This is a genomic window from Streptomyces liangshanensis, assembly GCF_011694815.1.
In the GTDB taxonomy this organism is placed as follows: Bacteria; Actinomycetota; Actinomycetes; order Streptomycetales; family Streptomycetaceae; genus Streptomyces; species Streptomyces liangshanensis.
The window spans coordinates 4,408,115-4,431,330 of sequence record NZ_CP050177.1; the positions used below are offsets into that span (position 1 = coordinate 4,408,115).

23 protein-coding genes, 1 tRNA gene and 1 pseudogene are annotated in these 23,216 nt (G+C 72.0%); 11 read left to right on the forward strand and 14 right to left on the reverse strand.

Annotated elements, in window-relative coordinates:
- The first annotated feature begins 174 nt into the window (after nucleotides 1-174).
- Nucleotides 175-1,854, forward strand: a complete 1,680-nt coding sequence (locus tag HA039_RS19095; protein WP_243869565.1) for a DoxX family protein — start codon at nucleotides 175-177, stop codon at nucleotides 1,852-1,854.
- A gap of 480 nt (nucleotides 1,855-2,334) precedes the next feature.
- Here HA039_RS19095 and HA039_RS19100 read toward each other — a convergent pair.
- From HA039_RS19100 to HA039_RS19110, 3 genes and pseudogenes are all read right to left on the reverse strand, one after another.
- Nucleotides 2,335-3,048: pseudogene (locus HA039_RS19100) on the reverse strand (nucleotidyltransferase family protein); the annotation flags it as partial.
- A 38-nt stretch (nucleotides 3,049-3,086) separates the two neighbouring features.
- A complete protein-coding gene (locus HA039_RS19105) occupies nucleotides 3,087-3,509 on the reverse strand; it encodes a hypothetical protein (protein WP_167031305.1) in 423 nt (140 codons plus the stop codon).
- Between the two features lie 260 nt (nucleotides 3,510-3,769).
- Nucleotides 3,770-4,894, reverse strand: a complete 1,125-nt coding sequence (locus HA039_RS19110; RefSeq protein WP_167031308.1) for an ABC transporter ATP-binding protein — start codon at nucleotides 4,892-4,894, stop codon at nucleotides 3,770-3,772.
- A 313-nt stretch (nucleotides 4,895-5,207) separates the two neighbouring features.
- On the opposite strand from HA039_RS19110, the gene HA039_RS19115 reads away from it, so the two are divergent.
- Nucleotides 5,208-5,281 (forward strand) — tRNA-Thr (locus HA039_RS19115).
- Nucleotides 5,282-5,347: 66 nt separating this feature from the next.
- On the opposite strand, the gene HA039_RS19120 is transcribed toward HA039_RS19115, so the two are convergent.
- Entirely contained in the window at nucleotides 5,348-6,163 is an 816-nt protein-coding gene (locus HA039_RS19120) for a hypothetical protein (RefSeq protein WP_243869567.1), read from the reverse strand.
- A 149-nt stretch (nucleotides 6,164-6,312) separates the two neighbouring features.
- A complete protein-coding gene (locus tag HA039_RS19125; RefSeq protein WP_167031310.1) occupies nucleotides 6,313-6,936 on the reverse strand; it encodes a TetR/AcrR family transcriptional regulator in 624 nt (207 codons plus the stop codon).
- Nucleotides 6,937-7,065: 129 nt separating this feature from the next.
- Here HA039_RS19125 and HA039_RS19130 point away from each other — a divergent pair, with 129 nt between their 5' ends.
- From HA039_RS19130 to HA039_RS19150, 5 genes are all read left to right on the forward strand, one after another.
- A complete protein-coding gene (locus HA039_RS19130) occupies nucleotides 7,066-7,776 on the forward strand; it encodes an SDR family oxidoreductase (protein WP_167031313.1) in 711 nt (236 codons plus the stop codon).
- A 76-nt stretch (nucleotides 7,777-7,852) separates the two neighbouring features.
- A complete protein-coding gene (locus HA039_RS19135; RefSeq protein ID WP_167031316.1) occupies nucleotides 7,853-8,593 on the forward strand; it encodes a hypothetical protein in 741 nt (246 codons plus the stop codon).
- Nucleotides 8,594-8,662: 69 nt separating this feature from the next.
- A complete protein-coding gene (locus HA039_RS19140) occupies nucleotides 8,663-9,634 on the forward strand; it encodes a zinc-dependent alcohol dehydrogenase family protein (RefSeq protein ID WP_167022929.1) in 972 nt (323 codons plus the stop codon).
- 235 nt (nucleotides 9,635-9,869) lie between these two features.
- Entirely contained in the window at nucleotides 9,870-10,700 is an 831-nt protein-coding gene (locus HA039_RS19145) for an acetoacetate decarboxylase family protein (RefSeq protein WP_167031320.1), read from the forward strand.
- A 30-nt stretch (nucleotides 10,701-10,730) separates the two neighbouring features.
- Complete coding sequence (locus tag HA039_RS19150; RefSeq protein ID WP_167031323.1) at nucleotides 10,731-11,186, forward strand: alpha/beta fold hydrolase; 456 nt, start codon at nucleotides 10,731-10,733, stop codon at nucleotides 11,184-11,186.
- 43 nt (nucleotides 11,187-11,229) lie between these two features.
- On the opposite strand, the gene HA039_RS19155 is transcribed toward HA039_RS19150, so the two are convergent.
- The 3 genes from HA039_RS19155 to HA039_RS19165 form a co-directional block, all read right to left on the reverse strand.
- Complete coding sequence (locus HA039_RS19155; protein WP_243869568.1) at nucleotides 11,230-11,721, reverse strand: DUF6000 family protein; 492 nt, start codon at nucleotides 11,719-11,721, stop codon at nucleotides 11,230-11,232.
- Nucleotides 11,722-11,809: 88 nt separating this feature from the next.
- On the reverse strand, nucleotides 11,810-12,997 hold the full coding sequence (locus HA039_RS19160; protein WP_167031326.1) for an L-dopachrome tautomerase-related protein: 1,188 nt from the start codon (nucleotides 12,995-12,997) through the stop codon (nucleotides 11,810-11,812).
- 48 nt (nucleotides 12,998-13,045) lie between these two features.
- Entirely contained in the window at nucleotides 13,046-13,912 is an 867-nt protein-coding gene (locus HA039_RS19165; protein WP_167031329.1) for a hypothetical protein, read from the reverse strand.
- Nucleotides 13,913-14,105: 193 nt separating this feature from the next.
- Between HA039_RS19165 and HA039_RS19170 the strand changes: the two genes are divergently transcribed.
- Nucleotides 14,106-14,696, forward strand: coding sequence for a TetR/AcrR family transcriptional regulator (locus HA039_RS19170; RefSeq protein WP_167031332.1), 591 nt, complete (start codon nucleotides 14,106-14,108; stop codon nucleotides 14,694-14,696).
- Between the two features lie 34 nt (nucleotides 14,697-14,730).
- Here HA039_RS19170 and HA039_RS19175 read toward each other — a convergent pair whose 3' ends face one another.
- Together HA039_RS19175 and HA039_RS34630 are read right to left on the reverse strand one after the other, a co-directional pair.
- Entirely contained in the window at nucleotides 14,731-15,627 is an 897-nt protein-coding gene (locus HA039_RS19175; RefSeq protein WP_167031335.1) for a Vgb family protein, read from the reverse strand.
- A gap of 126 nt (nucleotides 15,628-15,753) precedes the next feature.
- Nucleotides 15,754-15,948 (reverse strand): ATP-binding cassette domain-containing protein, encoded by a 195-nt coding sequence (locus tag HA039_RS34630; protein WP_425086363.1) that lies wholly within the window; start codon nucleotides 15,946-15,948, stop codon nucleotides 15,754-15,756.
- Between the two features lie 151 nt (nucleotides 15,949-16,099).
- On the opposite strand from HA039_RS34630, the gene HA039_RS19185 reads away from it, so the two are divergent.
- Together HA039_RS19185 and HA039_RS19190 are read left to right on the forward strand one after the other, a co-directional pair.
- Nucleotides 16,100-16,717 carry a TetR/AcrR family transcriptional regulator gene (locus HA039_RS19185; protein ID WP_167031338.1) on the forward strand — a complete coding sequence of 206 codons (618 nt, stop codon included), beginning with the start codon at nucleotides 16,100-16,102 and terminating at the stop codon, nucleotides 16,715-16,717.
- Between the two features lie 202 nt (nucleotides 16,718-16,919).
- Complete coding sequence (locus HA039_RS19190; RefSeq protein ID WP_167031341.1) at nucleotides 16,920-17,798, forward strand: NAD-dependent epimerase/dehydratase family protein; 879 nt, start codon at nucleotides 16,920-16,922, stop codon at nucleotides 17,796-17,798.
- A 135-nt stretch (nucleotides 17,799-17,933) separates the two neighbouring features.
- On the opposite strand, the gene HA039_RS19195 is transcribed toward HA039_RS19190, so the two are convergent.
- Nucleotides 17,934-18,944, reverse strand: a complete 1,011-nt coding sequence (locus HA039_RS19195; RefSeq protein ID WP_167031345.1) for a superantigen-like protein SSL4 — start codon at nucleotides 18,942-18,944, stop codon at nucleotides 17,934-17,936.
- Between the two features lie 255 nt (nucleotides 18,945-19,199).
- Nucleotides 19,200-20,015, reverse strand: a complete 816-nt coding sequence (locus HA039_RS19200) for a DUF899 family protein (RefSeq protein WP_167031348.1) — start codon at nucleotides 20,013-20,015, stop codon at nucleotides 19,200-19,202.
- Nucleotides 20,016-20,168: 153 nt separating this feature from the next.
- Between HA039_RS19200 and HA039_RS19205 the strand changes: the two genes are divergently transcribed.
- On the forward strand, nucleotides 20,169-20,606 hold the full coding sequence (locus tag HA039_RS19205; protein ID WP_167031351.1) for a glutaredoxin domain-containing protein: 438 nt from the start codon (nucleotides 20,169-20,171) through the stop codon (nucleotides 20,604-20,606).
- A gap of 45 nt (nucleotides 20,607-20,651) precedes the next feature.
- Here HA039_RS19205 and HA039_RS19210 read toward each other — a convergent pair whose 3' ends face one another.
- Entirely contained in the window at nucleotides 20,652-22,511 is a 1,860-nt protein-coding gene (locus HA039_RS19210) for an MOSC and FAD-binding oxidoreductase domain-containing protein (RefSeq protein WP_167031354.1), read from the reverse strand.
- A 98-nt stretch (nucleotides 22,512-22,609) separates the two neighbouring features.
- Nucleotides 22,610-23,035, reverse strand: coding sequence for a CBS domain-containing protein (locus HA039_RS19215; RefSeq protein ID WP_243869570.1), 426 nt, complete (start codon nucleotides 23,033-23,035; stop codon nucleotides 22,610-22,612).
- Between the last annotated feature and the right edge of the window lie 181 nt (nucleotides 23,036-23,216).

Here is a 23,216-nt window from a genome sequence, read left to right on the forward strand (position 1 = left end):
TGCCCGAACGGGCCCACGGTCGCGAATCGTCCTCCACCGGTACGAATCGGCGGACTTGCGCGCCGCGTACGGGCCACCGGTCCGCCCCGTACCGCCCCCGCTTGATGATCTTGACGGGTCTCGGACATTTCCCGCGCGTCAAGGCAGTGTCCTAAACACAAGTCACTCGGTTAGATGAGTGTGGACACCAGAACGCCCCGGCCCGGGTTCGACGATCAGCCCCCGCTGAGCATGCTCAAGGTGGATTCCGATCCCGCGCAGGTCATCGTGAACCACGCCAGCTTCCGGGTGAAGCTCGCATCGCCCCAGCGCACCGCCCCCGTCCGTGCCGTCACGGACACCGCGCGCATCCCCGCCATGAGCGGCGCGCCCGCGGCCGGCGGCGCGCGCCGCCGTGCGCCCGTCGTGTGGAGCGGCAGGTCCGAGCCCGGTGACCCCGGGGCGACCGGACTCCTCCAGGCCGTACGGAACTCCACCGCGGCCAGGACCTCCGCGGCCGTGCGCGCGGGCGGCACCTACGACTCCGCGTCCGAAGGGGGGTACGAGGGGTACGACACCGGCGCCACGCAGGTCATCCCCCGCGTCGACCTGGACGACGACGCCACGGCGCTCACGCCCGTGGTCGGCGGGGGCGGCGGCCGCCGCCCCGGACCGCTCCTGCCGCCGATGCGGCAGGCGGTCGGCGCCTACGACGCGCCGTCCGAGCAGGAGGTGTACGACGACCTCGACCCGGACGACGACCGCCCCCGGGTCCAGCGCCACGGCGCCGACACCGTCCGGCACGCGTACTACCCCGGCCGCCGGATGAACCTCGGCGTGGTGCTGCTCCCGCTCCGCGTCTTCCTCGGCTTCATCTCGATCTACGCCGGCATGGGCAAGCTGTGCGACCCCGTCTACTTCGACGGCGGCGAGCGCGGCTCGATGGTCAAGTGGCTGCACTCGCTGCACCCGTGGGCCCTCGCGGAGCCGCTCAGGGACTTCGCGCTCTCGCACCCGGTGGGCGCGGGCCTCAGCATCGCGTTCCTCCAGATCGTCGTCGGCGTCCTGACCGTCCTCGGTCTGTGGCAGCGGGTCGCGGCGTCCTTCGGGGCGGTGCTCTCGGCGGCGCTGCTGCTGACCGTCAGCTGGCGGACCGTACCGGCGTACGACGCGCCCGACATCATCTACCTCGCCGCCTGGTCGCCGCTGATCATCGCGGGCGCGCCGGTCTACTCGGTGGACGGCCGCCTCGCGGGCGAGGCCTGGCGCAAGCTCGGCCCGCGCTCGGGGATCTGGGACCTGCGGCGCCGGGTGCTGCGGCGCGGCGCGGTCCTCGCGTCCGTGGTGATCGGCCTGACGCTGCTGGTGGGTTCGGTCCTCGGCGGGGCCGTACGGTCCTCGGACATGGTCACCGTGCCCGGCCCGAACGACGACCCGGTGAACCAGCTGCCCGGCGTCCCGCTGCCGCGCGAGTCCAGCGGCCGCGCGAGCGCGTCGGGGACGCCGTCGGGCGACCGCCGTACGCCGGGGAAGCCGAAGGAACCGTCCGCGACCCGCTCCAGCGCCCCGGCGGCCCAGGAGTCCGCACCGGCGCGCACGCCGGCGCGGGAGACGGCGAGCGCGGGGAGCGGGCAGAGCAGCGGGCAGCAGCGCCCGAGCCAGACCCAGGGCACGGGCAACGCGCCGCCGCGCACGTCCGACCAGGCGCCGCCGCCCGCCCCGACCAGCCAGGGCCCGTCGTCGAGCGGCGGCACGGGCGACGGCAGCGGTGGCGGCGGTACGGGCGGCTCGGACGGCGGCTCGTCGACGACGGGCGGCTCGTCCTCGGGCGGCGGCACGGGGGCGCGGAACCCGATCGGCGGGCTGCTGGGCTGAGAGGCGCGGACTCGCGGGGACGCGCGGGGACGCGGGGACGCGGGACTCGCGGGGACGCGCGGGGAGACGTACGAGAGACGGTCCGGTCCGGGACAACGCGGCTTCACGGCGGCGGAGTTCCGGGGCGGGCCGTCTCTTGGTGTGCGGGGCGGGCGAGCGGGGTGGGCCGGGTGGGCGCGGGGGTGTGGGGGTGTGGCGGGTCGCAGGGGGGTGCCTCGGGGCGTACGGGAAGGGCGGTGGTCGCCCCTCTGGTCGCACGGGAGGGGCCTGGGCGCTCCGGGGGGCCGCAAGGGGTCTCTCCGGGCCTCCGGGCCGCCCAAGGGCAGCCCACGCCGTCACCAGGGCGCTGAGGGCCGCGTAACGCTACGGGGCGCCCGTACCGCTGCTGCTGCCGCTCCCCGTACCCGTACCGGCATCGGCGCTCGCGCCGGACCCCGCTCCCGCCCCGGCGACAGAACCAGCCCCCGCGACGGAACCGGCCCCCGCCCCCGCGGCCAACTCCTTCGCCGCCTCCGTGAGGTCCTTCGCGGTGTCGATCGCGCGCCAGTACGCGCCGTTCGGCAGCGGATAGCCGGCCAGTATGCGTTCGCGGGCCAGGCGCGGGAAGGTCGTGCGTTCGTGGTCCCCGCGGTCGGGCAGGGTGGCGACGAAGTCGGGGGAGAACACGTACACGCCGGCGTTGATCAGGTACGGCGACGGGGGCGACTCGATGAAGTCGAGGACGTGCCCGAACTCGTCGGTCTCGACGGCGCCCCAGGGGATCCGGGGCCGGGCCAGGGCGAGGGTGGCCGTGGCGTCCCGCTCCGCGTGGAACGCGGCCATGTCACGCAGCGAGAAACGTGTCCAGATGTCGCCATTGGTGGCGTACCAGGGCTGTCCGGGCTCGGGCAGCCGCGCGGCGGCGTACTTGAGGCCGCCGCCGCGTCCGAGAGGTTCGGGCTCGACCACGGTCGTGACGCGCAGCGGCAGGTCCGCCGAGGCCAGCCAGTCCTGGAGCACCTCGGCGAGGTGCCCGCACGACACGACGGCGTCGGTCACCCCCTCCGCGGCCAGCCAGGCGAGCTGATGGCCGATGATCGGGGTCCCCGTGCCGGGGATCTCGACCATCGGCTTGGGACGGTCGTCGGTGTACGGGCGAAGCCGCGACCCCTGGCCGCCCGCCAGGACCACGGCCTGCGTCGGATACGTATGCATGCCGTGAACGATATGCGGGGCGGTCAGGGAGGCGGCGGTCAGCTCCCCGCGGTCTGCTGGGACACCCCGTACGCGAAGGACGTGTCACAGACGGGACGCGAGAAGGACTGCGCCCGGGTGGGACCGTAGTGCGCCACGGCGGCTCGGCCGAGGGCCCGCGCGATCGAGATGCAGTGCTTCGCGAGCGACGGGCGCTCCTCGACCTGGCGCTGGAGGTGGGTCAGGGCGATCCCCGGGTCCTTCTCCTGGAGTTCCACCAGGAGCTTGTCGCGGAGTACGTCCTGGGGGGCGCGGGACTTGGCCCGCACGGACGCGGTGTCCGAGGCGGCGGTCAGGACCTGCGACTCGGAGTTGCTGGTCGCCCACGGAACACGGGCGACCGCGAGGGTCCCGGAGAGCACCAGGACGACGGGCAGTACGAGAGCGAGAGTTCGGCCGATACGGCGGGCAGAGTGGGTCACGCAGGCGAGCGTAGCGGCCAGTAATGATTTGGCGACATTTAGTCACTCACTCGGGGGACGGTTCGACCGGTCCTTTCGAATCGGAGGTTGACGCGCCCTGTCCGAAATGACCTGTGTGCCGGGGTATTTGTACGGGAACGCGGACGGCCCCGCACCGGAGTGCGGGGCCGTGCGGACGAATTAGTGCCGCCACGCGAGGTGGGCGCGTCAGCTCTCTTCGTTCTGTTGGTTCTGCTCGTTCTGCTCGTTCTGCCCGGTTCTCAGTTGCTGAGCCGCTCGCCCGTGGAGGACGAGAAGACGTGCAGCTCGTCGGGGCGGGGGACGACGTGGAGCTTGGTGCCCTTGTCGGGGACGGCGCGGCCGTTGACGCGGACGACCAGGTCCTTGGTCTCGCCGCCGACCTCGGCGGTGCCGTAGACGAAGCCGTCGGCGCCGAGCTCCTCGACGACGTTGACGGTCACGGCGAGGCCGGCCGGCGCGTCCTTGGAGAGGGTCTTGGCGCCCTCGACCTCGGCGGCGAGGTCGAAGTGCTCGGGGCGGACGCCGACCGTGACGGTCTTGTCGCCCTTCTCCGAGGCGGCCGAGAGGGCCTCACGGGAGACGGGGACGACGCTGTTGCCGAACTTCACACCACCGTCGGTGATGGGCACCTCGACGAGGTTCATGGCGGGGGAGCCGATGAAGCCGGCGACGAAGAGGTTGGCCGGGCGGTCGTACATGTTGCGCGGCGAGTCGACCTGCTGGAGCAGCCCGTCCTTGAGGACCGCGACGCGGTCGCCCATGGTCATGGCCTCGACCTGGTCGTGGGTGACGTACACCGTGGTGATGCCCAGGCGGCGCTGGAGCGAGGCGATCTGCGTACGGGTGGAGACGCGGAGCTTGGCGTCGAGGTTCGACAGCGGCTCGTCCATGAGGAAGACCTGCGGCTCACGGACGATGGCGCGGCCCATCGCGACACGCTGGCGCTGACCACCGGAGAGGGCCTTCGGCTTGCGGTCCAGGTACTCGCTGAGGTCGAGGATCTTCGCGGCCTCCTCGACCTTCTTGCGGATCTCCGCCTTGTTCACGCCGGCGATCTTGAGCGCGAAGCCCATGTTGTCGGCGACGGTCATGTGCGGGTAGAGCGCGTAGTTCTGGAACACCATGGCGATGTCCCGGTCCTTCGGGGGCAGGTGCGTGACGTCACGGTCGCCGATGCGGATCGCACCGCCGTTGACGTCCTCGAGACCCGCGAGCATGCGCAGGGAGGTCGACTTGCCACAGCCGGAGGGCCCGACGAGCACGAGGAACTCGCCGTCCGCGACATCCAGCTCCAGCTGGTCGACGGCGGGCTTGGTGGAGCCGGGGTATACGCGGGTGGCCTTGTCGAATGAGACGGTTGCCATGGTGATGTGTCCCCTCACCGGCAGGAACGTGCCGGACGATCCGAGTAAAGGATTGGGTCCCCCGCCGGGAGGCGGAGGATGGGTCTAGTCCACCTGGGTGAACTTGAGGTGACGCTACCCCGCGCCCACGGATCTGTCAGTAGATGCAGACACCAATTTTCCGGCCCCCTCCCCGAAGCCCCCCACAAGGCCCCCTCCCGCACCCCCCGCACGCCCCCTCCCGCACCCCCTCCCGCCACCCAAACCTGTGGCTCCCCCGCACCCCCGCTGTGTAGAGTGAGCCCCGCCCGCGCACGCCTTGACGTGCACGAAGGCCTCCTTAGCTCAGCTGGCCAGAGCAACGCACTTGTAATGCGTAGGTCGTCGGTTCGAATCCGACAGGAGGCTCTGTGGAAGCCCCAGGACATCTCGCCATGACCTGGGGCTTTTGCTGTTCGGAGCGGGCTGCGCGTATCAGGTCGCGGTGGGGAGGTGGTGGGCGGTCGCGAGCCTGGCCATCGTTCGAAGTCTCGCGAAGTAGGAGCCGCAGTACTCCGAGTTGATCGAGGCCACGACTCTGTCGAGGTCGGCGATGCAGGCCCAGAGGATCGCGACGCCACTGTCGTCGAGCCCACCGCTCAGCTCTCTTCGGACGAGGCCGGCGACGTCGGAGTCCAGGAGGGTCAGGTCCACGCCCGCGACGTCAACGCCGCGGAAGCTGTCCGGGTACGGGGCGCGCCGGTGTTCCTCCCACAGCAGGGCGAGTCGGCCTTCGGGCCGCGCTCCGTTCATGTCGGCGGAGGGCACCTCTGCCGCGGAGGGTGAGGGAAGGAGCAGGGCAACCGCGTCGAAGACGGCACGCAGGATGGTGACGGCCCTGGCCGGGCCGAGGGCGGCGCTTGTCGCGGTGCCCTGCGTGAGGTTGTCGCGCAGCAGTCGAGCGCGGTCGAGTTCGGCGGCGAGTCCGGCCGGGACGAGCCCCGCGTCGGCGGCCCGCTCGATGAGGGCCTGGACCGGTTCGCTCACAGCCAGGCGCTCGGCGAGGACGTGCTCCAGGGCGAGCAGGGAATGCGTGACCGCAACGGTGGCGAACTCGTAGCGGTAGTAGGAGTGCCGGATGAGCTCGCGGGACGTTTCCATCGCGCTCATGACGTAGATCGACGCGTGGCCGGGCAGAACCAGGTCGACCACCAAGGCGTCCATGCCCGCGTAGTCGAGAACGACGTCGCGGACACGCGGGTCCGGTACCGGCGAGGGGAGCGGGCCGGGCAACGGCGGCAGGGAGTTCACCAGCGCAGTTTTGTCGTTCGAAGGCTTTTGGTGCCAGCGGATTCGCGCGGAGCGGTTGGGGACCCGATGCCGCTGGTGCCCGAAGGGCCCGCACCAAGGTCAGGACGCTGGTCCCGCAGTCGGAGCGTGAGACGCGGTACCGCAGACGGTCAGGTGGTCACTCCCGCTGCCTGGATGAGGGTCTCGGCTGTGGTGACGGCGAGGCCTTGGAGGTTGTCGGCGCCGATGCCGGCTCGGGTGCTGGCTCCGTCGTAGAGGGTGATGAGCTGGCGGGTGAGGAAGTCGGGGTCGGTCGCGTTGCCGCGTACCGCCTCGGTGTGGAAGAAGCCCTCCAGGTGTTCGCGCTTGATGCGGGCCGCCGCGATGCTCGTGGGGTGGGTGGGGTCCTTCAGTTCCACCTGGGGTGCCAGGTAGGCGCAGCCCATGTAGTCGGGTGTTCGCGCGTAGGCCTCCAGCTGGTGGAAGACGTGGAGCAGGCGGGCGCGGGGGCTCGTGCTGAAGCCCGGTGGCGGGAGCAGGTAGGCCGAGTCGGCGAGGATGCGGCGCTCCAGTGCGGCCACGAACAGGGCGTCCTTGCTCTCGTAGAGCTGGTACATCGACTTCTTGGAGATCCCGGCCTTCTTGACGAGCGCGCTCGCGGGTACGTCGACGCCGTGGCTGTAGAAGAGCTCGACCGCGGCGGTCAGGAGCCGTTCCCGCTGCGAGTCCTCCACGGTCGGTTCCCCGGCGCCGGTCTCGGGTGCCGCTTCGGGCGCGGCCTTGTCGATGCTCATAAACCCGAGGGTACCTCGCGGGGTGGACAGGGGAAACCCATGGGTTTACGGTGGGAGTGAGGCCTCAGAAACCACGTGGTTTCTGATCTCGTACCGATTCATCCGTCAAGTGGGAAGAGGTTGAGGATCATGAACATCAACGGCTCGGTCGCCTTCGTGACCGGTGGTAATCGCGGCCTCGGCGCTCAGCTCGTCCGTGCCCTCCTGGAGGCGGGTGCGAGCAAGGTGTACGCGGCGGCCCGCGACCCCCGCACCGTCGCCGAGGGCGCCGTACCGATCCGGCTCGACGTCACCGACCACGCCTCCGTCGTCGCCGCCGCCGAACAGGCGCAGGACGTCACGCTGCTGGTCAACAACGCGGGCATTCACCGGTTCACCACCATCCTGGGCGGCGAACTCGACGACGTCCGGCGGGAGTTCGAGACCAACGCGCTGGGGACTCTTGACGTGACGCGGGCCTTCGCGCCCGTCCTGGGCCGCAACGGGGGCGGCGCGATTCTCAACGTCCTGTCGGTCCTGTCCTGGGCCTCGCTCCCGACCGAGGCGGGGTACGGCGCGGCCAAGGCCGCCCAGTGGTCCTTCACCAACGCCCTGCGCGTCGAGCTGGCCGGGCAGGGGACGCAGGTGTCCGCCCTGCACATGGGCCGCATGGACACCGACATGATCGCGGGCAAGGGCATCGAGGGGGCCGCCGATCCGGCCGACATCGCCAGGATCGCTCTGGAGGGCGTCGAGAAGGGTCGGCTGGAGATCATCGCCGACGGCTTCACCCAGCAGATCAAGGACGGCCTCTCCCTCGGCATCGAAGCCCTCTACCCGCAGGTCGGCGCCCCGGCGTAGCCATATCCGGCCCGGTGAGCGAGCGACCCGAAGCGAGAAGTGAGAAGTGACAAGCGAAGAAGGAGGAAGGACAGCCATGGCATCTCTACTGGAATCCGTACTCGAGGCGTCCGGCGGCCGTGACCGCTGGAGCAAGGTCGGTACGGTGTCGGCGGTGCTGCGGATCGGCGGCCCCATGTGGTCGATGGTCCGGGCGCCGGACGTGCTCGGTGAGCACGACGTGACGGTCGACCTCGGACGGCAGCGCACTGTCTTCCGCGACTACCACCAGGCCGGGCTGCGCGGTGTGTACACCCCGGAGCGCGTCTCCCTGCTGGACGAGAACGGGGACACGGAGCGCGAACTGCTCGACCCGCGTGGCTCGTTCCAAGGGGCGGTCACCGACGTTGCCTGGGACACGCTCCAGGCCCTGTACTTCGTCGGCTACGCCACCTGGAACTACCTCACCGCGCCGCGTCTGCTGACCCTGCCCGGCGTACAGGTCAAGGAACTGCCCCCGGAGCGGCCCGTGTTGGACCCGCAGCCCGGCCTGAGCGACGGGTGGCGGCGCCTCGCCGTCACGTTCCCCGACGACATCACGGTCCACAACAGCGAGCAGACCTTCTACTACGACGAGGACGGTCTCCAGCGTCGTATGGACTACGCGCCTGTGGTGACCGGTGGCATTCCCGGGATCCACATGATCGACGGGCATCAGGAGGTCGCGGGGATCGTCCTGCCCACCCGGCGGCGCGTGTTCATTCCGAACCCCGAGGGGCCGGGCCTGCTTCCCGACCCCTTCATCACCATGGACTACTCGGACATCCGGATCGGCTGAGGCGGGGCGAACACCCCCGAGGGGGCCACCCCCCTGGCCGTCCTTCCGACGAAACACCAGGAGTACGTCATGAAAGCTGTACAGGCTGTCGCCCGTGGCGACGCGCGGGAGGTTCTTCGTGTGGTCGACCTCGAGCCGCCGGGTCCGCCCGCGGCCGGCGAGGTTCTGGTCCATGTCGAGTACGCCCCGCTGAACAGGCACGATCTGCTCGCGATCGGTGGTTACCTGCCGGTACCGCCCCCGCCGTGGGTCCCCGGCAACGAGGGCACGGGCATCGTCGCCGCCGTCGGCGACGGCGTGGGGGAGGTATCCGCCGGCGACCGGGTCGCGCTGCCGCTCATGAGCGGTACGTGGCGCGAGCAGCTGGTGGTCCCGGCGGAGGGCATGTTCCCGCTGCCGGACGCGAACGCGCAGCAGCTGGCGATGATCGGCAGCAACCCGCCCACCGCGGTGCTCGCGCTGGACGAGTTCGTGGAGGTGCCGCCCGGCTCGTTCGTGGTGCAGGACGCCGCGAACTCGGGGGTGGGGCGTTCGATGATCGCCCTGGCGCACGCGCGCGGGCTGCGGACGGTCAACTTCGCCCGCAACGAGGCCACGTACGCGGAGCTGACCGCGGCCGGTGCCGATCTGGTGCTGCCCGACCGGCCCGAATCGGTCGCCGTGGCCCGCGAGTTCATCGGTGACGCGCCCGTGCGGGTCGCGATCGACGCTCTCGGAGGCCGGTCCACGGAGAACCTGACGGCCCTGCTGACCGGTGGCGGCGCGCTGATCGCGTACTCGGCCGAGTCCGGATCGCCGCTGTCGGTGCCGTACTTCGACCTGACCGGGAAGCAGCTGACGGTACGCGGCTTCTTCGCCGGCGGGTGGGACTACGCCACCAAGACGGCGCCCGCGATCCGCGAGGCGGCCCCGCTCATCGCGGCAGGGAAGCTGAGCGTTCCGGTGGCGGGCGTCTACTCGCTGGACGAGATCGGCGCCGCGCTGGAGCACCTGAACCGGGGAGTCGGCAAGATCCTGCTCGCGGTCAACCCCATCGGCTGAGCATCCTCCCGGTCCTGCGGGGCGGAGGCTACGCCGCCCCGCGGAACGCGGCAACGCCCCGGGTGGCTCTCCGAATCCCAGGAAGCGGCGGGCCAGGTTCGGCCCCCGCGCCGGCCCTCGCCGTCGGTTCACTGGGAAGCGGGATCAACTGACTCCCGTACGAGTCACGGGTCACGGGTCGCGAGTCACGAGTGACCAGTGAGTACGTGCGTTACGTAAGGACAGGGCTTCCGTCATGCTCCAGGGGTACTTTCCTCCGCTGAGTCCGTCGGGGAAGTCGGGTCTGGTGTCCGCGCCACCCTGGCACTACGCCGGTGACGCGCTCGGGATCCGCTTCCGGGCCGACCCGGACGCCGCGGCGGCCACGCTGCCGCCCGGGCTGGCCGTCGATCCGGACAGTCCGGGCGGGGCCACGGCGTTGTTCATGGACTGGCAGTTCTCCTCCGAGGACCAGACGTACCTGGATCCCGTGAGTCAGTACCGGGAGTTCCTGCTCCTCGTCGACGCCACGTGGCAGGGGACGCCGGTGAGTTGGTGCCCGTACATCTACGTCGACAACGACGCGTCCCTCGCCCGCGGGTGGGTCCAGGGGTTCCCCAAGAAGATGGGGACGATCCACCAGACCCGCTCGTTCCCGGTCGCGACCCCCGCGGCCCCTCCACTCGGCCCGGGCGGCACCTTCGCGGCCGCCGCCTCGACCCACGGTGTCCGTATCGCCGAGGGGCGCGTGACGCTCGCGGCGCCGGTCGCGGACCCGGCGGCGCTGGTGGGGCGGCCCCTCGTGAACCGCCGCTACTTCCCCAGGCTCGCGGCGGGGCGCCACCAGGAACCCGCCGTGGACGAGTTGGTACGGGCCGACCTCCACGACCTCCAGGTCGTCAACGCCTGGGCCGGGAGCGCCGAGTTCAGCCTGCCGGACGCGCCCGGGAACGAGACGTCCGCGCTCGCGCCGATCAGCGTCGACGCCGGCTTCAAGGCCACGATCACGTACAGCGTCCAGGACCTCACCACGCTGGTCGACCTCACCACCGATCTCTCCACCGACCGCACCACCGAGCCGAGCTGAAAGAGCGCGCCACGTGAGGACCTGACCGACGTGGTGCTGGTCGCCCACAGTTGGGGCGGCTATCCGGTGAACGGCGCCGCGGGCCGGCTGGCCGGGCGGCTCGCCGGCCTCGTCTACTACAGCGCCCAGGTCCCGGTCCCGGGCCGGTCCCTGGTGAACGACAACCCGCCCGAGGCCGCCGCCCTGCTCCGTACCATGATCGAGTCCTCACCGACCCGGTCGATATCGCCCGCGCTCCAGTTCGTCGAGCAGGTCTTCATGCAGGACCACGCCCCCGACGTCACGACCCTCGGCCTCCCCCTGCGCTACCTCCTCGGCGACCAGGACCGCGCGCTCCCGCACCCCGGCCTCGTCTTCGCGGCCCGCCTCGGCCTCATCCCCACCTCCGTACCCGGCACCCAGAGGGCCTGCTCCCGCACCCCGACGAGATCGCGAAGGCGATCCTGGCGGCGGCCTGGACGCGGCCAGCTGAACGCGGCCGCCTGAACAAGGACGGATCGCCGTCGTCGACCTGCCCCTGCGCCGGAACTCAGATGCCGGCGCATTCGTCGACGACGGCGCAGGCGAGGCGGATGCCGCCCTGGTAGGAGGAGATGCCGCCATCGCCCCGCATGTGGGGCGCCTCGCGGAACCACCGCTGCCACAGGCCGCCCTCCTGGAGGAAGTGGGCGGCCCGGTCGCCGTGCAGGGCGGAATCGGTGTACGCGAGCGCGCCCATGGCCGTGGGCTGGTCGTACGCGAGGTCGGGCCGACGCAGGTAGCGATCCAGGTACGCGGCGAGCAGATCGGCGTCCGCCGCGGTGCCGAAACTCGCCAGCGCCACACAGTAGGCCCCGCCCGCACAGCACACCTCGCTCTCCAGCAGCAGCGCTCCGAGGCGGGTACGGAAGTGGTCGCGGCGCGAGACGGCGGCGAACCACGCCGCGGTCCGCCGCTCGCGCCAACTGCCTTCGAGGAGGACGGTCAGCTCGGCGTCGGTGACGGCGCGGCCGCGGACGCGGGGAGGGGTGCGCCCACGCACTGTGCCGCGGCGGGCAACCTCGGTTGCCCGCCGCGGCAGTGTTCCGGACGATCGCGGCGCTCACGGTCGGGATCGGGACCGGGATCGGTCATCGGAGCGTGACGGGCCCCGCGTCGATGGACAGGCGGACCAGGAGGTAGGGCTTCTGGCGGAGGTCCTTGCCGTTGTGGAAGAGCGCCTGCCGGTCGAACTGGTTGGCTATGGCGTACAGATGGCCGTCGGACGCGACCGACAGGGTGTCGACCCAGTGGAGCCGGTCGTTCTTGGCGATGGTCCGGTAGGTGCCGTCCATGTTCCTGCGCCAGATGGAGTTGTGCTCCTCGTCGCCGCCGTAGAGCCGGCCCTTGGTGTCGCTCTCGAGGCCGTCGGCCTGCGGCTTGGAGCCCAGGTTCCTGACCGTCGCCGCGACCTGGGCGTCGGTGGCGCGGGGGTTCGCGAGGGCGTCGAGGGAGACGCTGGCCAGTCGGCGGCTGGACAGGGGCGAGTAGTAGAGGCGCTTGCCGTCGGGGCTGAGCGCGATGCCGTCGGAGCCGAACTCGTTGGGCAGGGGCTTGCCGTCGAGGATGGACACGAAGTTCTTGTCCGGGATCGTCGAGGGGTCCCCGGCGAGCCGCCGCCAGGAGTGACCGGTGGCGAGGTCGACCGTGATGATGCCGTTCTTGCCGCCCGCGTCGGTGATGAACGCCAAGCCGTCGGCGCCGCGGCGCAGGTCGAACCGGACGTCGTTGATGTAGCTGTCCCCGGGCACCACGGAGGTCGGGAAGAGGATCTTCCGGACGATCTTGTTGGTGTGCAGGTCGATCGCCACCAGCTTGGGGCCGCCGTAGGAGGACCCGGCGAACTGCGGGCTCCCGGTGTCGAGCACCCACAGCCGGTCCTTGGCGTCGACCACGACGCTCTGCGCCGACTGGAAGTGCCCGGCCAGGTCGGCGGGGTCCTGCCGGTTCACCTCGGCGTCGGGATACGGGACGGCCTTCCCGTCGCGGATCTCGGCGACGGTGAACGGGACCTTGTCGCCCAGGCGCGGGAAGGAGACGAAGGTACGGCCGTGGCTGGAGACGGTGACGCCGGTGGGCATCGCACCGTCGAAGCGGGCGACCACCTTGAACTGCCCGGCCGGCTGGGGAGTGTGACGGGTCGTCACCGCGGGTGCGGCGTGAGCCGCCACCGCCGGTCCTGCGTGGGCGGCCGAGGCGGATCCGGTGAGTTGGGTGGTGGCCAGTGAGGCCGCGGCGACCGCGAGAGCGGTCGTACCGAGCACGGTACGTCGTTTCATGATCCTTCTCCTGTGGGTTCGAGTGGCTGGGGGCGTCGCGGTCAGTGGTCAGTGGAGGCTGATGTCGCTGACGCCCACGCTGATCCGGAGCAGCGAACGGTTCGGTGTGCGGTCCGGGTTGCGGCTGTAGACCTCGTGGTCGGTGGTGATCACCGCGCCGTGGCGGTCGGTGCGCCCCGGCTGGTAGTGGGCGATGGGCAGCGACCCGCTGACCTCGGGTTCGTAGTCCTGCCGGACCATGAAGCCCTGGGCGTCGAAGTAGTACAGCTGGGTGGTGCTGTGGGCGTCGACGGTCCGGGGGAAGGTGACCCTGAGGACCCGCCAGGTCTCGCCGTTCTCGTTCCACGGCTCGATCTCGGTGATCTCGACGCCGGGGTACGTGAACACGTACGCCTCGATCAGGTAGAGCCAGGTGGCGTACGCCCGGAAGTAGCCGGCCTGTGCGGTGGTCCACGGACTGGTCGCGGTGAAGCCGTCGAAGCTGGCCCGGGGGTGCTTGAGGCGCTGGACGGCGCCGTGCGGGTCGGTCACGGTCACGAGGTCGGCCCGCTTGTCGAACTCGATGACGTGGCCCGAGGGCCGGGTCAGGCGGATGTGCTGGCGGTGGACGTCCGCGACGACCCGGTCGGTGCCGACTACATCGGGGACGCCCTTGAGCGCCCAGAACGGTCCGCCGTAGGTGACGTCGGCCGTGACGACGCGCGCGTCACGCCAGCGCCGGCCGCCGTGCGCCCGCTGGATCCGTTCGAGCAGCTCGGCCGTCCCGCGCCGGGTGAGCGGGCGGGTGGCGGGCGCGGGACGGCCGGGCGCGGGCCCGGCCGGTGCCGCCCGGGCGGTCCCCGCGAGGGGGACGGCGGCCAGCGACGCGGTGGCCACCGCGAGGGTGCTCGCACCGAGGAACGCACGTCGATTCATGGGGGTGTCTCTCATGTGGGTGTCTCCTACCGGGTCGAGGCAGGGGGGCGTGAGGGCGCATCGGGTGGCAGGACCCGAGGCCGTGAGCTAAAGTATGACCAGTCGTCTCGTTATCGTCAACCGTCGCCTGGACGCGCGCTCGGCTGATTGGGCAGAATGATGAGACGACTGGTCGGCTGAGAAAGGAATCACCTTGTCCCGTACGAAGAACGCCGCGTCGCTCGACACCCGGCAGCGCATCCTCGACGCCGCCCTGGACCAGTTCCATCTCAGGGGCTACAACGGCACGAGTGTGCAGGACCTGATGAGCGCGGCCGGTTCTCCCAAGGGGACCTTCTACAACCACTTCGCCAGCAAGGAGGCGCTGGCGCTCGAAGCGCTGCGCGTGTACGTCGGGCAGATCGGGCTCGCGTCACTGGAAGGCCCGACCGTCGGCAGCCCTCGCGAGCGGATCGAGAACCACCTGGCGCACATCGTCGCCCTCGGCCTCGCCGTGTTCGCCGAACGCGGCTGCCTGATGGGCAACTTCGCGGGGGAGGTCCCCGCCCACAGCCCTCCCGTCGCCGCCGCCGTCGGCGCGTACCTGGACGGCTGGGTGGCGAACCTGTCGACCGTGATCGAGGAGGCGAAGGAGGCCGGCGAGCTGACGACCCCGATCGCCTCCACCGACCTGGCCGAGCTCGTCGTGGACGCTTTCGAGGGTGGTGCGGCGAAGGCGAAGGCCACGTCCTCGGCGGAGCCCCTGCGCCGCTTCGAGCGTGTGGTGGCGCAGCTTCTCCACTGACCGTCCCGCGGTGCCGGGGCCGGGGCCGGGGCGGTCACGGTGTGAGGTGGGCCAGCTCTCCGGTCTCCATGGCGACGTAGAGGGCGCCGTCGGGGCCGAAGGCCAGGCCGTGGGGTTCCGAGGACGCGGCCGGGAGGTCGTACACCTCGATGTGTCCGTCGGCGGTGACGGAGCCGACGCGACCCGTTCCCCATTCGGTGAACCAGCAGAGCTCCGCCCCCGGTTGCGCGGTGATCGCGTGAGGTCGGGCGGTGCGGTCCGGGAGGGGGAACTCGTCGACGCGGCCGTCCACCGTGATGCGGCCGATCTGGCCCGCGCCGATCTCGACGAACCACAGCGCGCCGTCCGGGCCCAGCGTGATGCCGACCGGCGCGGCGCCCTCGGTGGGAAGCGGATGGAGGGTGAGGTGTCCGTCGAGGCCGACGCGGCCGACCGCGTTCGCCTGGTTGAGGGTGAACCACAGTGCGTCGTCGGGGCCGGTGGTGAGGGCGGACGGGAAGGCGCCGGTGACCGGCAGGGGGAACTCCGTCACCTGTCCGTCCACCGTGATGCGGCCGATGCGGTCGGCGTGCATCTGCGTGAACCACAGCGCCCCGTCGGAGGCGGCCGCGATCCCGAACGGGCCGCTGCCCGGGGTGGGGACGGGGAAGGAGGTGGCCTCTCCCGTGACGGCGATGCGGCCGATCCGGTGGTCCTGGCTCCGGGTGAACCACAGGGCGCCGTCGGGGCCCGGCGTGATGACCGACGGCCCGCAGGCCGCCGAGTCGAGCGCGTGGTGGTCCAGGACTCCCGACGTGGTCAGGCGGCCGATCCGGCCGCTGTGGATCATGGTGAACCACATCGCGCCGTCGGGGCCCGCCGTGATGGCGTAGGGGCCCGCCTCGCTGTCGGAGACGGGTATCAGGTCGATCGGGGTGGTGGGTCGGGGCATCACAGACCTCTTCTCGTTGACTCGTTGACGTGGGGGTGTGAACGCGTGGGTGGGTGAACTACGCGGGTACGTCGACCACTTGGGTACGTGGACCACTTGGGTACGTGGCGCCGCCCGTGACGGTCGTCAGGTCCGGGCGGCGGACGGCGCCGGGGTGCGCAGGCCGAGGTGGGCGCCGCGCCATCCGCCGAGGCCGTGCAGGGCCCGTTCCAGGCGGGCGTCGGCGTCGTGACCGCCGCGCAGGCGCAGCAGGGTGCTCTTGCCGGATCCGTTCTCGCCGATGATCCCGGTGCGCTCACCGGCGGGGAGTGAGCAGGTCACCGCGTCGAGGACGAGGCGGCCGCCAGGGGCCGGGGGACCGGGGGGCCGGGCGAGGGCTTCGGAAGAGCATGAGGGTGCCTTTACTAGTGCGACTTCTGTTGCATTAAGATGGTGTCATGATCGTCCTCGTGCGAGCAAACGGATTCCGGGCATGACCGAGAACGCGCCCCGCCCGGCGGCACCGGCCCGCCGCCCGGGAGGCCGTACCGCGCGCACCCGCGCCCAGGTGCACGACGCGGTCGTCGCGCAGCTCATGGAGCACGGTTACGACGAGCTCACCGTGGACGCCGTCGCCGCCCGCGCGGGTGTCCACCGCACGACGGTCTACCGGCGCTGGCGGGACGTCGGCGGACTGCTGGCGGACGTCCTCGACGCCGCGGGCGACGACACCTGGGGCCCACGGGACACGGGCTCGCTGGAAGGTGATCTGGCCGCCCTGAACGACGAGGTCCAGGCGGCCCTGACCGCCGAACCGCCGATCACCCTGGCCCTGATCGCCGCGTCCTTCCGCTCCGACGAGGCGGCCCAGGCCCTGAAGCGCTTCTGGGGCAAGCGCTACACGCTCTGCGAGGAGGTCGTGGACCGTGCCGTCCGGCGGGGGGAGCTTCCCGCCGGGACCGACGCGCGGGCGCTGCTCGTCGCCGCCACCGCGCCGATGTACCACCAACTGGTGTTCCTCCGTGCCGTTCCCGATCCGGGGCTGCCCGGGCAGGCGGCCAGGACCGCCGCCCTCGCGGCCGCCGCGGGCGCGTTCACGGCGGCGCGGTAGGGCCGTTCCGCGCCGGTGTGTGCGTTCCTTCGGGTGGTCATCGGGGGGTCCGGCCAGGTGACCGGGCGGGAGCGCGGGGCGCGGGTGCCACCATGGGCGACCGCGCCGGACGAAGCGGCCGGACCGAACGGCCCGGACGAAGCCGCCCGGACAGAACGGCCCGGACGAAGCGGCCGGACCGAACCGGAGGACTGATCCATCCATGCGTGTCTTCGTCGCGGGCGCCACCGGTGCGGTGGGCCGACTCCTCGTACCCCTCCTGTTGGAGGCCGGACACCAGGTCACCGGCGTCTCCCGCACCCTCGCCGGCACCGAGCGGCTGCGCCGGCAGGGCGCCACGGCGGTCCAGGCCGACGCCCTCGACCCGGACGGCCTGCGGCGGGCGGTCACCACCGCAGCTCCCGACGCCGTGATCGACCAACTCACCGACCTGTCCGGCGCCGACGGGGAGGCGACCGACCGGCTGCGCCGCGAGGGGACGCGGAACCTGGTGGACGCGGCCAGGGACGCCGACGTGCACCGGATCGTCGTCCAGTCGATCTCCTGGGTGTACGAGCCCGGGGACAAGCCGGCCGACGAGTCCGTACCGCTCGACCTCGGGGCGGCGCGGCCGCGGGGCGCGATGGTGGACGCGGTACGGGTGTTGGAGGAGACGGCGGCGGAGATCGGGACCGCGGTGGTGTTGCGGTACGGCGTCCTGTACGGCCCCGGCACCTGGTACGAGCCCGGCGGCGCGGTGTCCGCGGTCCTCGGCGGGGACGCGGAGGCGCGGTTCCTCGGGAGTGTCGAGGCGGATCTCTCGGTGACCTCGTTCCTGCACGTCGCCGATGCCGCGCGGGCCTCCGTCGATGCCCTGGCCTGGCCGTCGGGGCCCGTGAACATCGTGGACGACGAGCCGGCGCGGGGCCGCGCGTGGCTCCCGGCGCTGGCCGCCGCGCTCGGCCGGCCCGCGCCGGGACCCGTGTCGGGACAGCGGAGTTGGGCACGGGGGGCGTCCAACGCGCTGGCCCGGTCGCGGGGTTGGGAGCCGCGGTACGCGACGTGGCGGTCCGGGTTCGCGGCGCAGGACGCGTCGGGGTGAGGGGCGCCCCGTACGAGGTGCGGGGCCAACGCCGAAAGGTGCGGCGGAAGTTCCGCCGCACCTCTCGTCGGGCCGATCGTCGGGCCGACCGTCAGGCCGATGTGTCGTACGCGAGCGCTACCCGCCGCGCCCCCGTCAGTGGGAGCGGGCCGCCCCGCGACGCCGCATGAAGAACAGGACCCCGCCACCGGCGACGAGCAGTGCCGCCGCGCCCGTGGCGGTCCCCATGACGTTGCCGCCGCCCGTCTCGGCCAGGCCGCCCTGCACGCTGCTGGACGTCGAGGCCGACGGCGTCGCGGACCCGGAGGCCGCGGCGGACGTCGAGGTGGTCGCGTTCGGGGTCGCCGACCCGGTGCTCGTGGGCGCGACCGTCTCGGACGCGCCGGCAGACGGCGTCGCGCTCCCGGACGCCGACTCGGACGGCGACGTCGTCGCGGCCGGAGTCTGCTCGGGAGTCCCGGACGGGGTCTTGGACGGCGTGCCGGACGGGGTGTTGGAGGGCGTGTTGCCCGGCGTCGGGACGGTCTGCGTGGTGCAGTCCTTCGTGCCGCCGTTCCAGGACGCGATCAGCTTGTCCTTGATGACCGGGCGCTCGGGGCCGATCGGCAGGTCGCCGTGCTCGAAGCCGTCGTTCGCGTCCGTCCTGCCGTCGAACTTGACGCTGCCCCGGTAGAGGTCGACCTGCGCGAAGCAGCCGGCGTCCGGGACGGCGATGTCGAGGGTGTCGGTCGCGCCCGCCTTCACGTTGACGGTGTCGAAGTCGTGGAAGACCTGCTTGCCGGAGGTCGGCCAGGTCGGGCCGAACGTACGGTACGAGGCGAGCGAGGCGGTGCAGGAGGCCGCGTCCCCGGCGGAACGCACCTTCACGTGCACCTTGCCGTCCCCGGACGGCTTGAGGTTGAGGTCGTCGACCTGGACGGAGGCCTTCCAGGCCACACCGTCGAGGGAGAACTCACAACGGTCCGTCGCGGTCTTCACACCGGCGCCCGTCCCCGGCTTGTAGTCCGAGGCGTGACCCTTGTCCCAGCCACGCCCGCCCGGGCAGTCGCCCGCGTAGGCGGAAGTGGCGGCCACGGCGGAGAGGGCGACTGCCGTGGCGCTGACCCCCAGCAGACGCCACACGGTGACACGACTCGCTATGGGCATGAAGAATCCAATCCTGGCTTCGCAAAGCCCCGGCGCGGGCACGCGGAGAGGCAGCGCCTCTCTGAAGGGCACACTGCTGTACGGAAGGGCACAACGCTGCCGCGCGGGGCTCGAATGGTCGAGGGCGCCCGGGGATCACGGTCCCCTGGGCGACACCAGGCATCGTGGTTCCTGCGGTGTGGGCCTGTCAACTCCCCTCACCTCCGCGGCGATCCCCCTGGTGGCCCCTCCGTGACCGTGGCCGGTGACGGTCCGTCAGTGGTGGTCGCCGTGCCGGCCGAGGGTGTCCACCGGGGTGGCACCGGGTCGGGTCCACTGCGGTACGGGGCGGCTCGTCGCGCCCCAGGTGGCGACGCCGTCGGCGTCCGAGCGCCAGTACCAGCAGGCCTGACGGGCCGCCGCCGGGTGCCCTTCGCGTACCGCGCCCGGCAGGATCCGGCCCTCGGGGTGGTCCTCCCACGCCTCGCCGCGGCCGTAGGGCGTCATGTCGAGCAGGGCGAGGGACCCGTTGACCGGCTCGTTGCCGCGGCCCGTCGTGGAGTAGGTGAGGAACACGCGGTCGCCGTCGCGCAGGAAGCACGTGAGGTACCCCATCTCGCCGCCGACGGGTTCGGCCACGTCACGCACCGAGTACCAGGGCTCGGTGTAGTCCATGAACGCGACGAACGCGGCGACCTCGTCCCAACGGCCCGTCGTCAGCACGGCGTACGAGACACCGCGGGCGTTGAGGTACACGGCGTCCTTCATGTGCCAGGCGGTGGTGGTGCAGCCCTCGCACTGCCCCTGGTGCGGTGTGTCGTCGTACCACATGTGCTTGTAGACGATCAGCTCGTCGCGCCCCTGGAAGAGGTCCAGGAACGGCACCGGGCCGTCCGCCCCGACGACCTCGGCCGACCCGTCGAACTCCACCATCGGCAGCCGCCGCCGGGCCGCGGCGATCGCGTCGCCCTCGTGGGTGTGCGCCTTCTCGCGGACCAGCAGTTCGTCCCGCGCCGCCTGCCAGGTGGCGAGGTCGACGACTGGGGGCTTGCCGGGGAGGTCGCCGTCGGTGTGCCGGGGGGTGGTGGTCATGGGGTCCTCCGTGGTGGTGTGGGCGGGGGTGCGGTACGGCGTCTCGGGGCGCGTCGCACGACGCGCCGCACCCGTACAGACTCGGCATCCGGCCGGAACTCATCGCGACCGCCACGCCCGCGAACGTGTGCCGGGTCGGTAGCCTGCGTCTTCATGACGCGCGCGTGGACTCTCCCGACACTGCTGGTGCTCTGCGGATCGGCCGTCGCGGCCGGGTCGTTCGTCCAGGGACGCCCCTGGTGGGCCGCCGCGATCCTGCTGGTCTTCGTGCTGCTCGCCGGCGTGCACTCGCCCCTGGTGTTCCCCCGGTCGATCGGCGCGCGGGAGGCGGAACGCCGCAGCGCGGTCGATGGCCGGCCGGTCGTCTTCTGGCGGTCGGGCTGCACGTACTGCCTGCGCCTGCGGGTCCGCCTGGGCCGCGACGCCCGCCGGGCGCACTGGGTCGACATCTGGCGCGACCCGGAGGGGGCGGCGATGGTACGGGCGGCCAACGACGGCAACGAGACCGTGCCGACGGTGCTGGTGGCGGGCCGGTCCCGTACCAACCCGGACGTCGGGTGGGTACGGGAACAGCTGCCCGTCCGCGCGTGACCGGCGGGAGTCCTTCGTGGTCAGGGCCTCGCGCACGACGGGGGATCACAGGTCCAGCACGATCCCGTCCCTAGGGCGGGAGCAGCAGATCAGCACGTCGCCCTCGGCGGGCGGCTCGACCGGATCCGGGTCGTACGTGACGTCCCCGGACAGCAGGGCGCTCTCGCAGTTGTGGCAGACGCCCGTACGGCAGGACCAGCGGGTGGGTACGTCGCAGGCCTCGGCCAGTTCGAGCAGGCTCGCGTACCGGGGGTCCCACGGCACGGTGAGGCCGCTGCGGCTGAACGACACGTCGGGACCGGGGGACGCGGGGGCCTCGGCGGGCGCGTGCGGGGCGTGCGCGGCGGACGGGAGCACCCCGGGGTTCAGGGCGGCCCCCGCGCCGAACGTCTCGACGTGGATCCGGTCGGGGGCCATCCCGTACCCGGCGAGGGCGGCGGTGAGGTCGTCCATGAACCCGGTCGGGCCGCACAGGTAGGCGTCGGCGTCGGCCGGCAGCCCGGAGCTGTGGATCGCGTCGGCGGAGAGGTGGCCGGTAGCGGTGTAGTCGACGCCCTGACGGTCGCCGGCGGCCGGGTGGCTGTAGCAGATGTACCGGTGGCTCGCGGGGAGCATGTCGAGCAGCGCCCGGCTCTCGGCGGCGAAGGGGTGCTCGGCGCGCTCGCGGGCGCCGTGGAGCCACCAGACCTCGCGGGGGGTGCCCGTAACCGGACCGGAACCGGCCCCCGTACCCGGACCGCCCCCCGTACCCGTGGACCGGTCCACGTCCCCGCCCGTGTCCGCCAGCGCGTGCAGCATCGCCAGCACGGGTGTGGCGCCGACCCCGGCGGACGCCAACACCACAGGGCGGTCGCTGTCGTTGAGGAAGAACGTGCCGCGCGGCGCGGCCACGTCCAGGGTGTCGCCCACCCGTACCTTCGTGTGGATGAGCGTGCTGGCGGCGCCGTGCGGTTCCTGTTTCACACTGATCCGGTACCGGCCGTCGCCCGGGTCGTTGGAGAGCGAGTAGCTGCGGATCAGCGGCGTATCGGTGCCCTCGGGGCGCAGCCGCAGTGTCACGGACTGGCCGGGCAGCCAGGCCGGCAGTCGGGAGCCGTCGGTGGCCGACAGGGTCAGGGAGAACACACTGTGGCTCTCCTCCCTGACGGCGTCGACCCGCAGCGGCCGGAAGCCCGTCCAGGCGGGCGGCGGGCTGCTCGCGGCCGTGGTCAGCCCGGTGTTGCCGGACGCACCGGCCGGGACCTCGCCGGCCGCCTCCTTCGCCGCCTGCTCCTTCAGGCTCCGCAGCGACGCCTGCCAACCGGGGCTGAGCGCGCGGATGCGCAGGGCGCGGTCCAGGTCGTCGCGGGGGTGGCCCGGCAGGTAGAGCAGGGCGTCGATGTCGGCGACGGTCATGCCCTCGGGACCGTCGGCGACCTTCACGATCTCCTGCCCGGCCGCCACGTCCCCCTCGACGATCACGCGCATGTAGAAGCCGGGCCGCCGGTGCGACACGAGCAGCGCCGCCATCCGCGGCTCCTCCATGCGCAGGCCCACCCGGTAACAGGTCACGCGCGGCTGGCTGACCTCGAAGACCGCGCCGCCGATCCGGTACCGGTCGCCGATGCACACCTCGTCGTCCGGCAGCCCGTCTACGGTGAGGTTCTCGCCGAACTGCCCGGGTTCGATCCGGTCGCGGGACAGGTGCTCCTCCCAGTGGCGGTACGAGTCCGTCTGGTAGACGAGCACCGCGCGGTGCTCGCCGCCGTGCCCCTCCAGGTCGCCCTGGCCGTCCCCGTCGATGTTCAGGCGGCGCGCGGTGCGGGGGCCGTCGACGGGGTACTTCCAGACGCCGGTGTGCACTGTACGGCCGTGCCACGGGACGTCCTGCGGCATGCCCACGTTCAGGGAAGTCAGCGTGGCCACTTTCGCTCCTCGGTGATCTCGCTCCTCGGTCATCTCGCTGTTGGCCGATCTCGTGCCCGGCCGATCTCGTGCCCGGCCGGACTCGCGCCTGGGTGATCTCAGTGGTTCGCCTCCGTGCGGCTGAGTGCGATCAGCACCTCCTGCGCGTGCGGTGTGTCCGCGATGTCCCCCAGCGTGAGCACCCCCACCAGCCGCCGTTCCTCCACGACGGGGATCCGGCGGACCGAGTGCGCGCTCATGAGGTCCGCCGCGTCGCAGACCGACATGTCGGGGGTCACCGTCACCAGGTCGCCCGAGCAGGCCTGGAGCGCCGTGGCCAGGCCCGCGAGCGTGCCCTCCGCGGTGATCCGTACCGCGATGTCACGGTCCGTGACGAGCCCGTGCAGCTCGTCGTCGTCGGAGGTGACGAAGACGCAGCCCACGTCGGAGTCCCGCATACAGGAGGCCACCGCGGTGAGCGACGTGTACGGCGGGACGGTGACGGGTTCGCGGCTCATCCGGTCGCGTACGCGGTGGGTCGTCACTGCTCGATCGTGGTGCATCGAGGGCTCCGCTCCGACTCGGTGGACCTCGGCGCTGTCCGGGCCGGGAGGGGACAGCCGTCCTCTCCAGCATGGAACAACGCGCTTCCGTCCGCATCCTGCCCGGGGAATGGGCGCGCGGAATGCGCACGGGGAACGCACGCGGGCGCGGGTCAATGTGCGC

Bases quoted from the DNA above. Each gene is read 5' to 3' on its own strand.
- HA039_RS19095 (WP_243869565.1), top strand. From the start codon at position 175: ATGAGTGTGGACACCAGAACGCCCCGGCCCGGGTTCGACGATCAGCCC.
- HA039_RS19110 (WP_167031308.1), bottom strand. From the start codon at position 4,894: ATGGCAACCGTCTCATTCGACAAGGCCACCCGCGTATACCCCGGCTCC.
- HA039_RS19125 (WP_167031310.1), bottom strand. From the start codon at position 6,936: ATGAGCATCGACAAGGCCGCGCCCGAAGCGGCACCCGAGACCGGCGCC.
- HA039_RS19130 (WP_167031313.1), top strand. From the start codon at position 7,066: ATGAACATCAACGGCTCGGTCGCCTTCGTGACCGGTGGTAATCGCGGC.
- HA039_RS19135 (WP_167031316.1), top strand. From the start codon at position 7,853: ATGGCATCTCTACTGGAATCCGTACTCGAGGCGTCCGGCGGCCGTGAC.
- HA039_RS19140 (WP_167022929.1), top strand. From the start codon at position 8,663: ATGAAAGCTGTACAGGCTGTCGCCCGTGGCGACGCGCGGGAGGTTCTT.
- HA039_RS19145 (WP_167031320.1), top strand. From the start codon at position 9,870: ATGCTCCAGGGGTACTTTCCTCCGCTGAGTCCGTCGGGGAAGTCGGGT.
- HA039_RS19160 (WP_167031326.1), bottom strand. From the start codon at position 12,997: ATGAAACGACGTACCGTGCTCGGTACGACCGCTCTCGCGGTCGCCGCG.
- HA039_RS19165 (WP_167031329.1), bottom strand. From the start codon at position 13,912: ATGAATCGACGTGCGTTCCTCGGTGCGAGCACCCTCGCGGTGGCCACC.
- HA039_RS19175 (WP_167031335.1), bottom strand. From the start codon at position 15,627: ATGCCCCGACCCACCACCCCGATCGACCTGATACCCGTCTCCGACAGC.
- HA039_RS19185 (WP_167031338.1), top strand. From the start codon at position 16,100: ATGACCGAGAACGCGCCCCGCCCGGCGGCACCGGCCCGCCGCCCGGGA.
- HA039_RS19190 (WP_167031341.1), top strand. From the start codon at position 16,920: ATGCGTGTCTTCGTCGCGGGCGCCACCGGTGCGGTGGGCCGACTCCTC.
- HA039_RS19195 (WP_167031345.1), bottom strand. From the start codon at position 18,944: ATGCCCATAGCGAGTCGTGTCACCGTGTGGCGTCTGCTGGGGGTCAGC.
- HA039_RS19200 (WP_167031348.1), bottom strand. From the start codon at position 20,015: ATGACCACCACCCCCCGGCACACCGACGGCGACCTCCCCGGCAAGCCC.
- HA039_RS19205 (WP_167031351.1), top strand. From the start codon at position 20,169: ATGACGCGCGCGTGGACTCTCCCGACACTGCTGGTGCTCTGCGGATCG.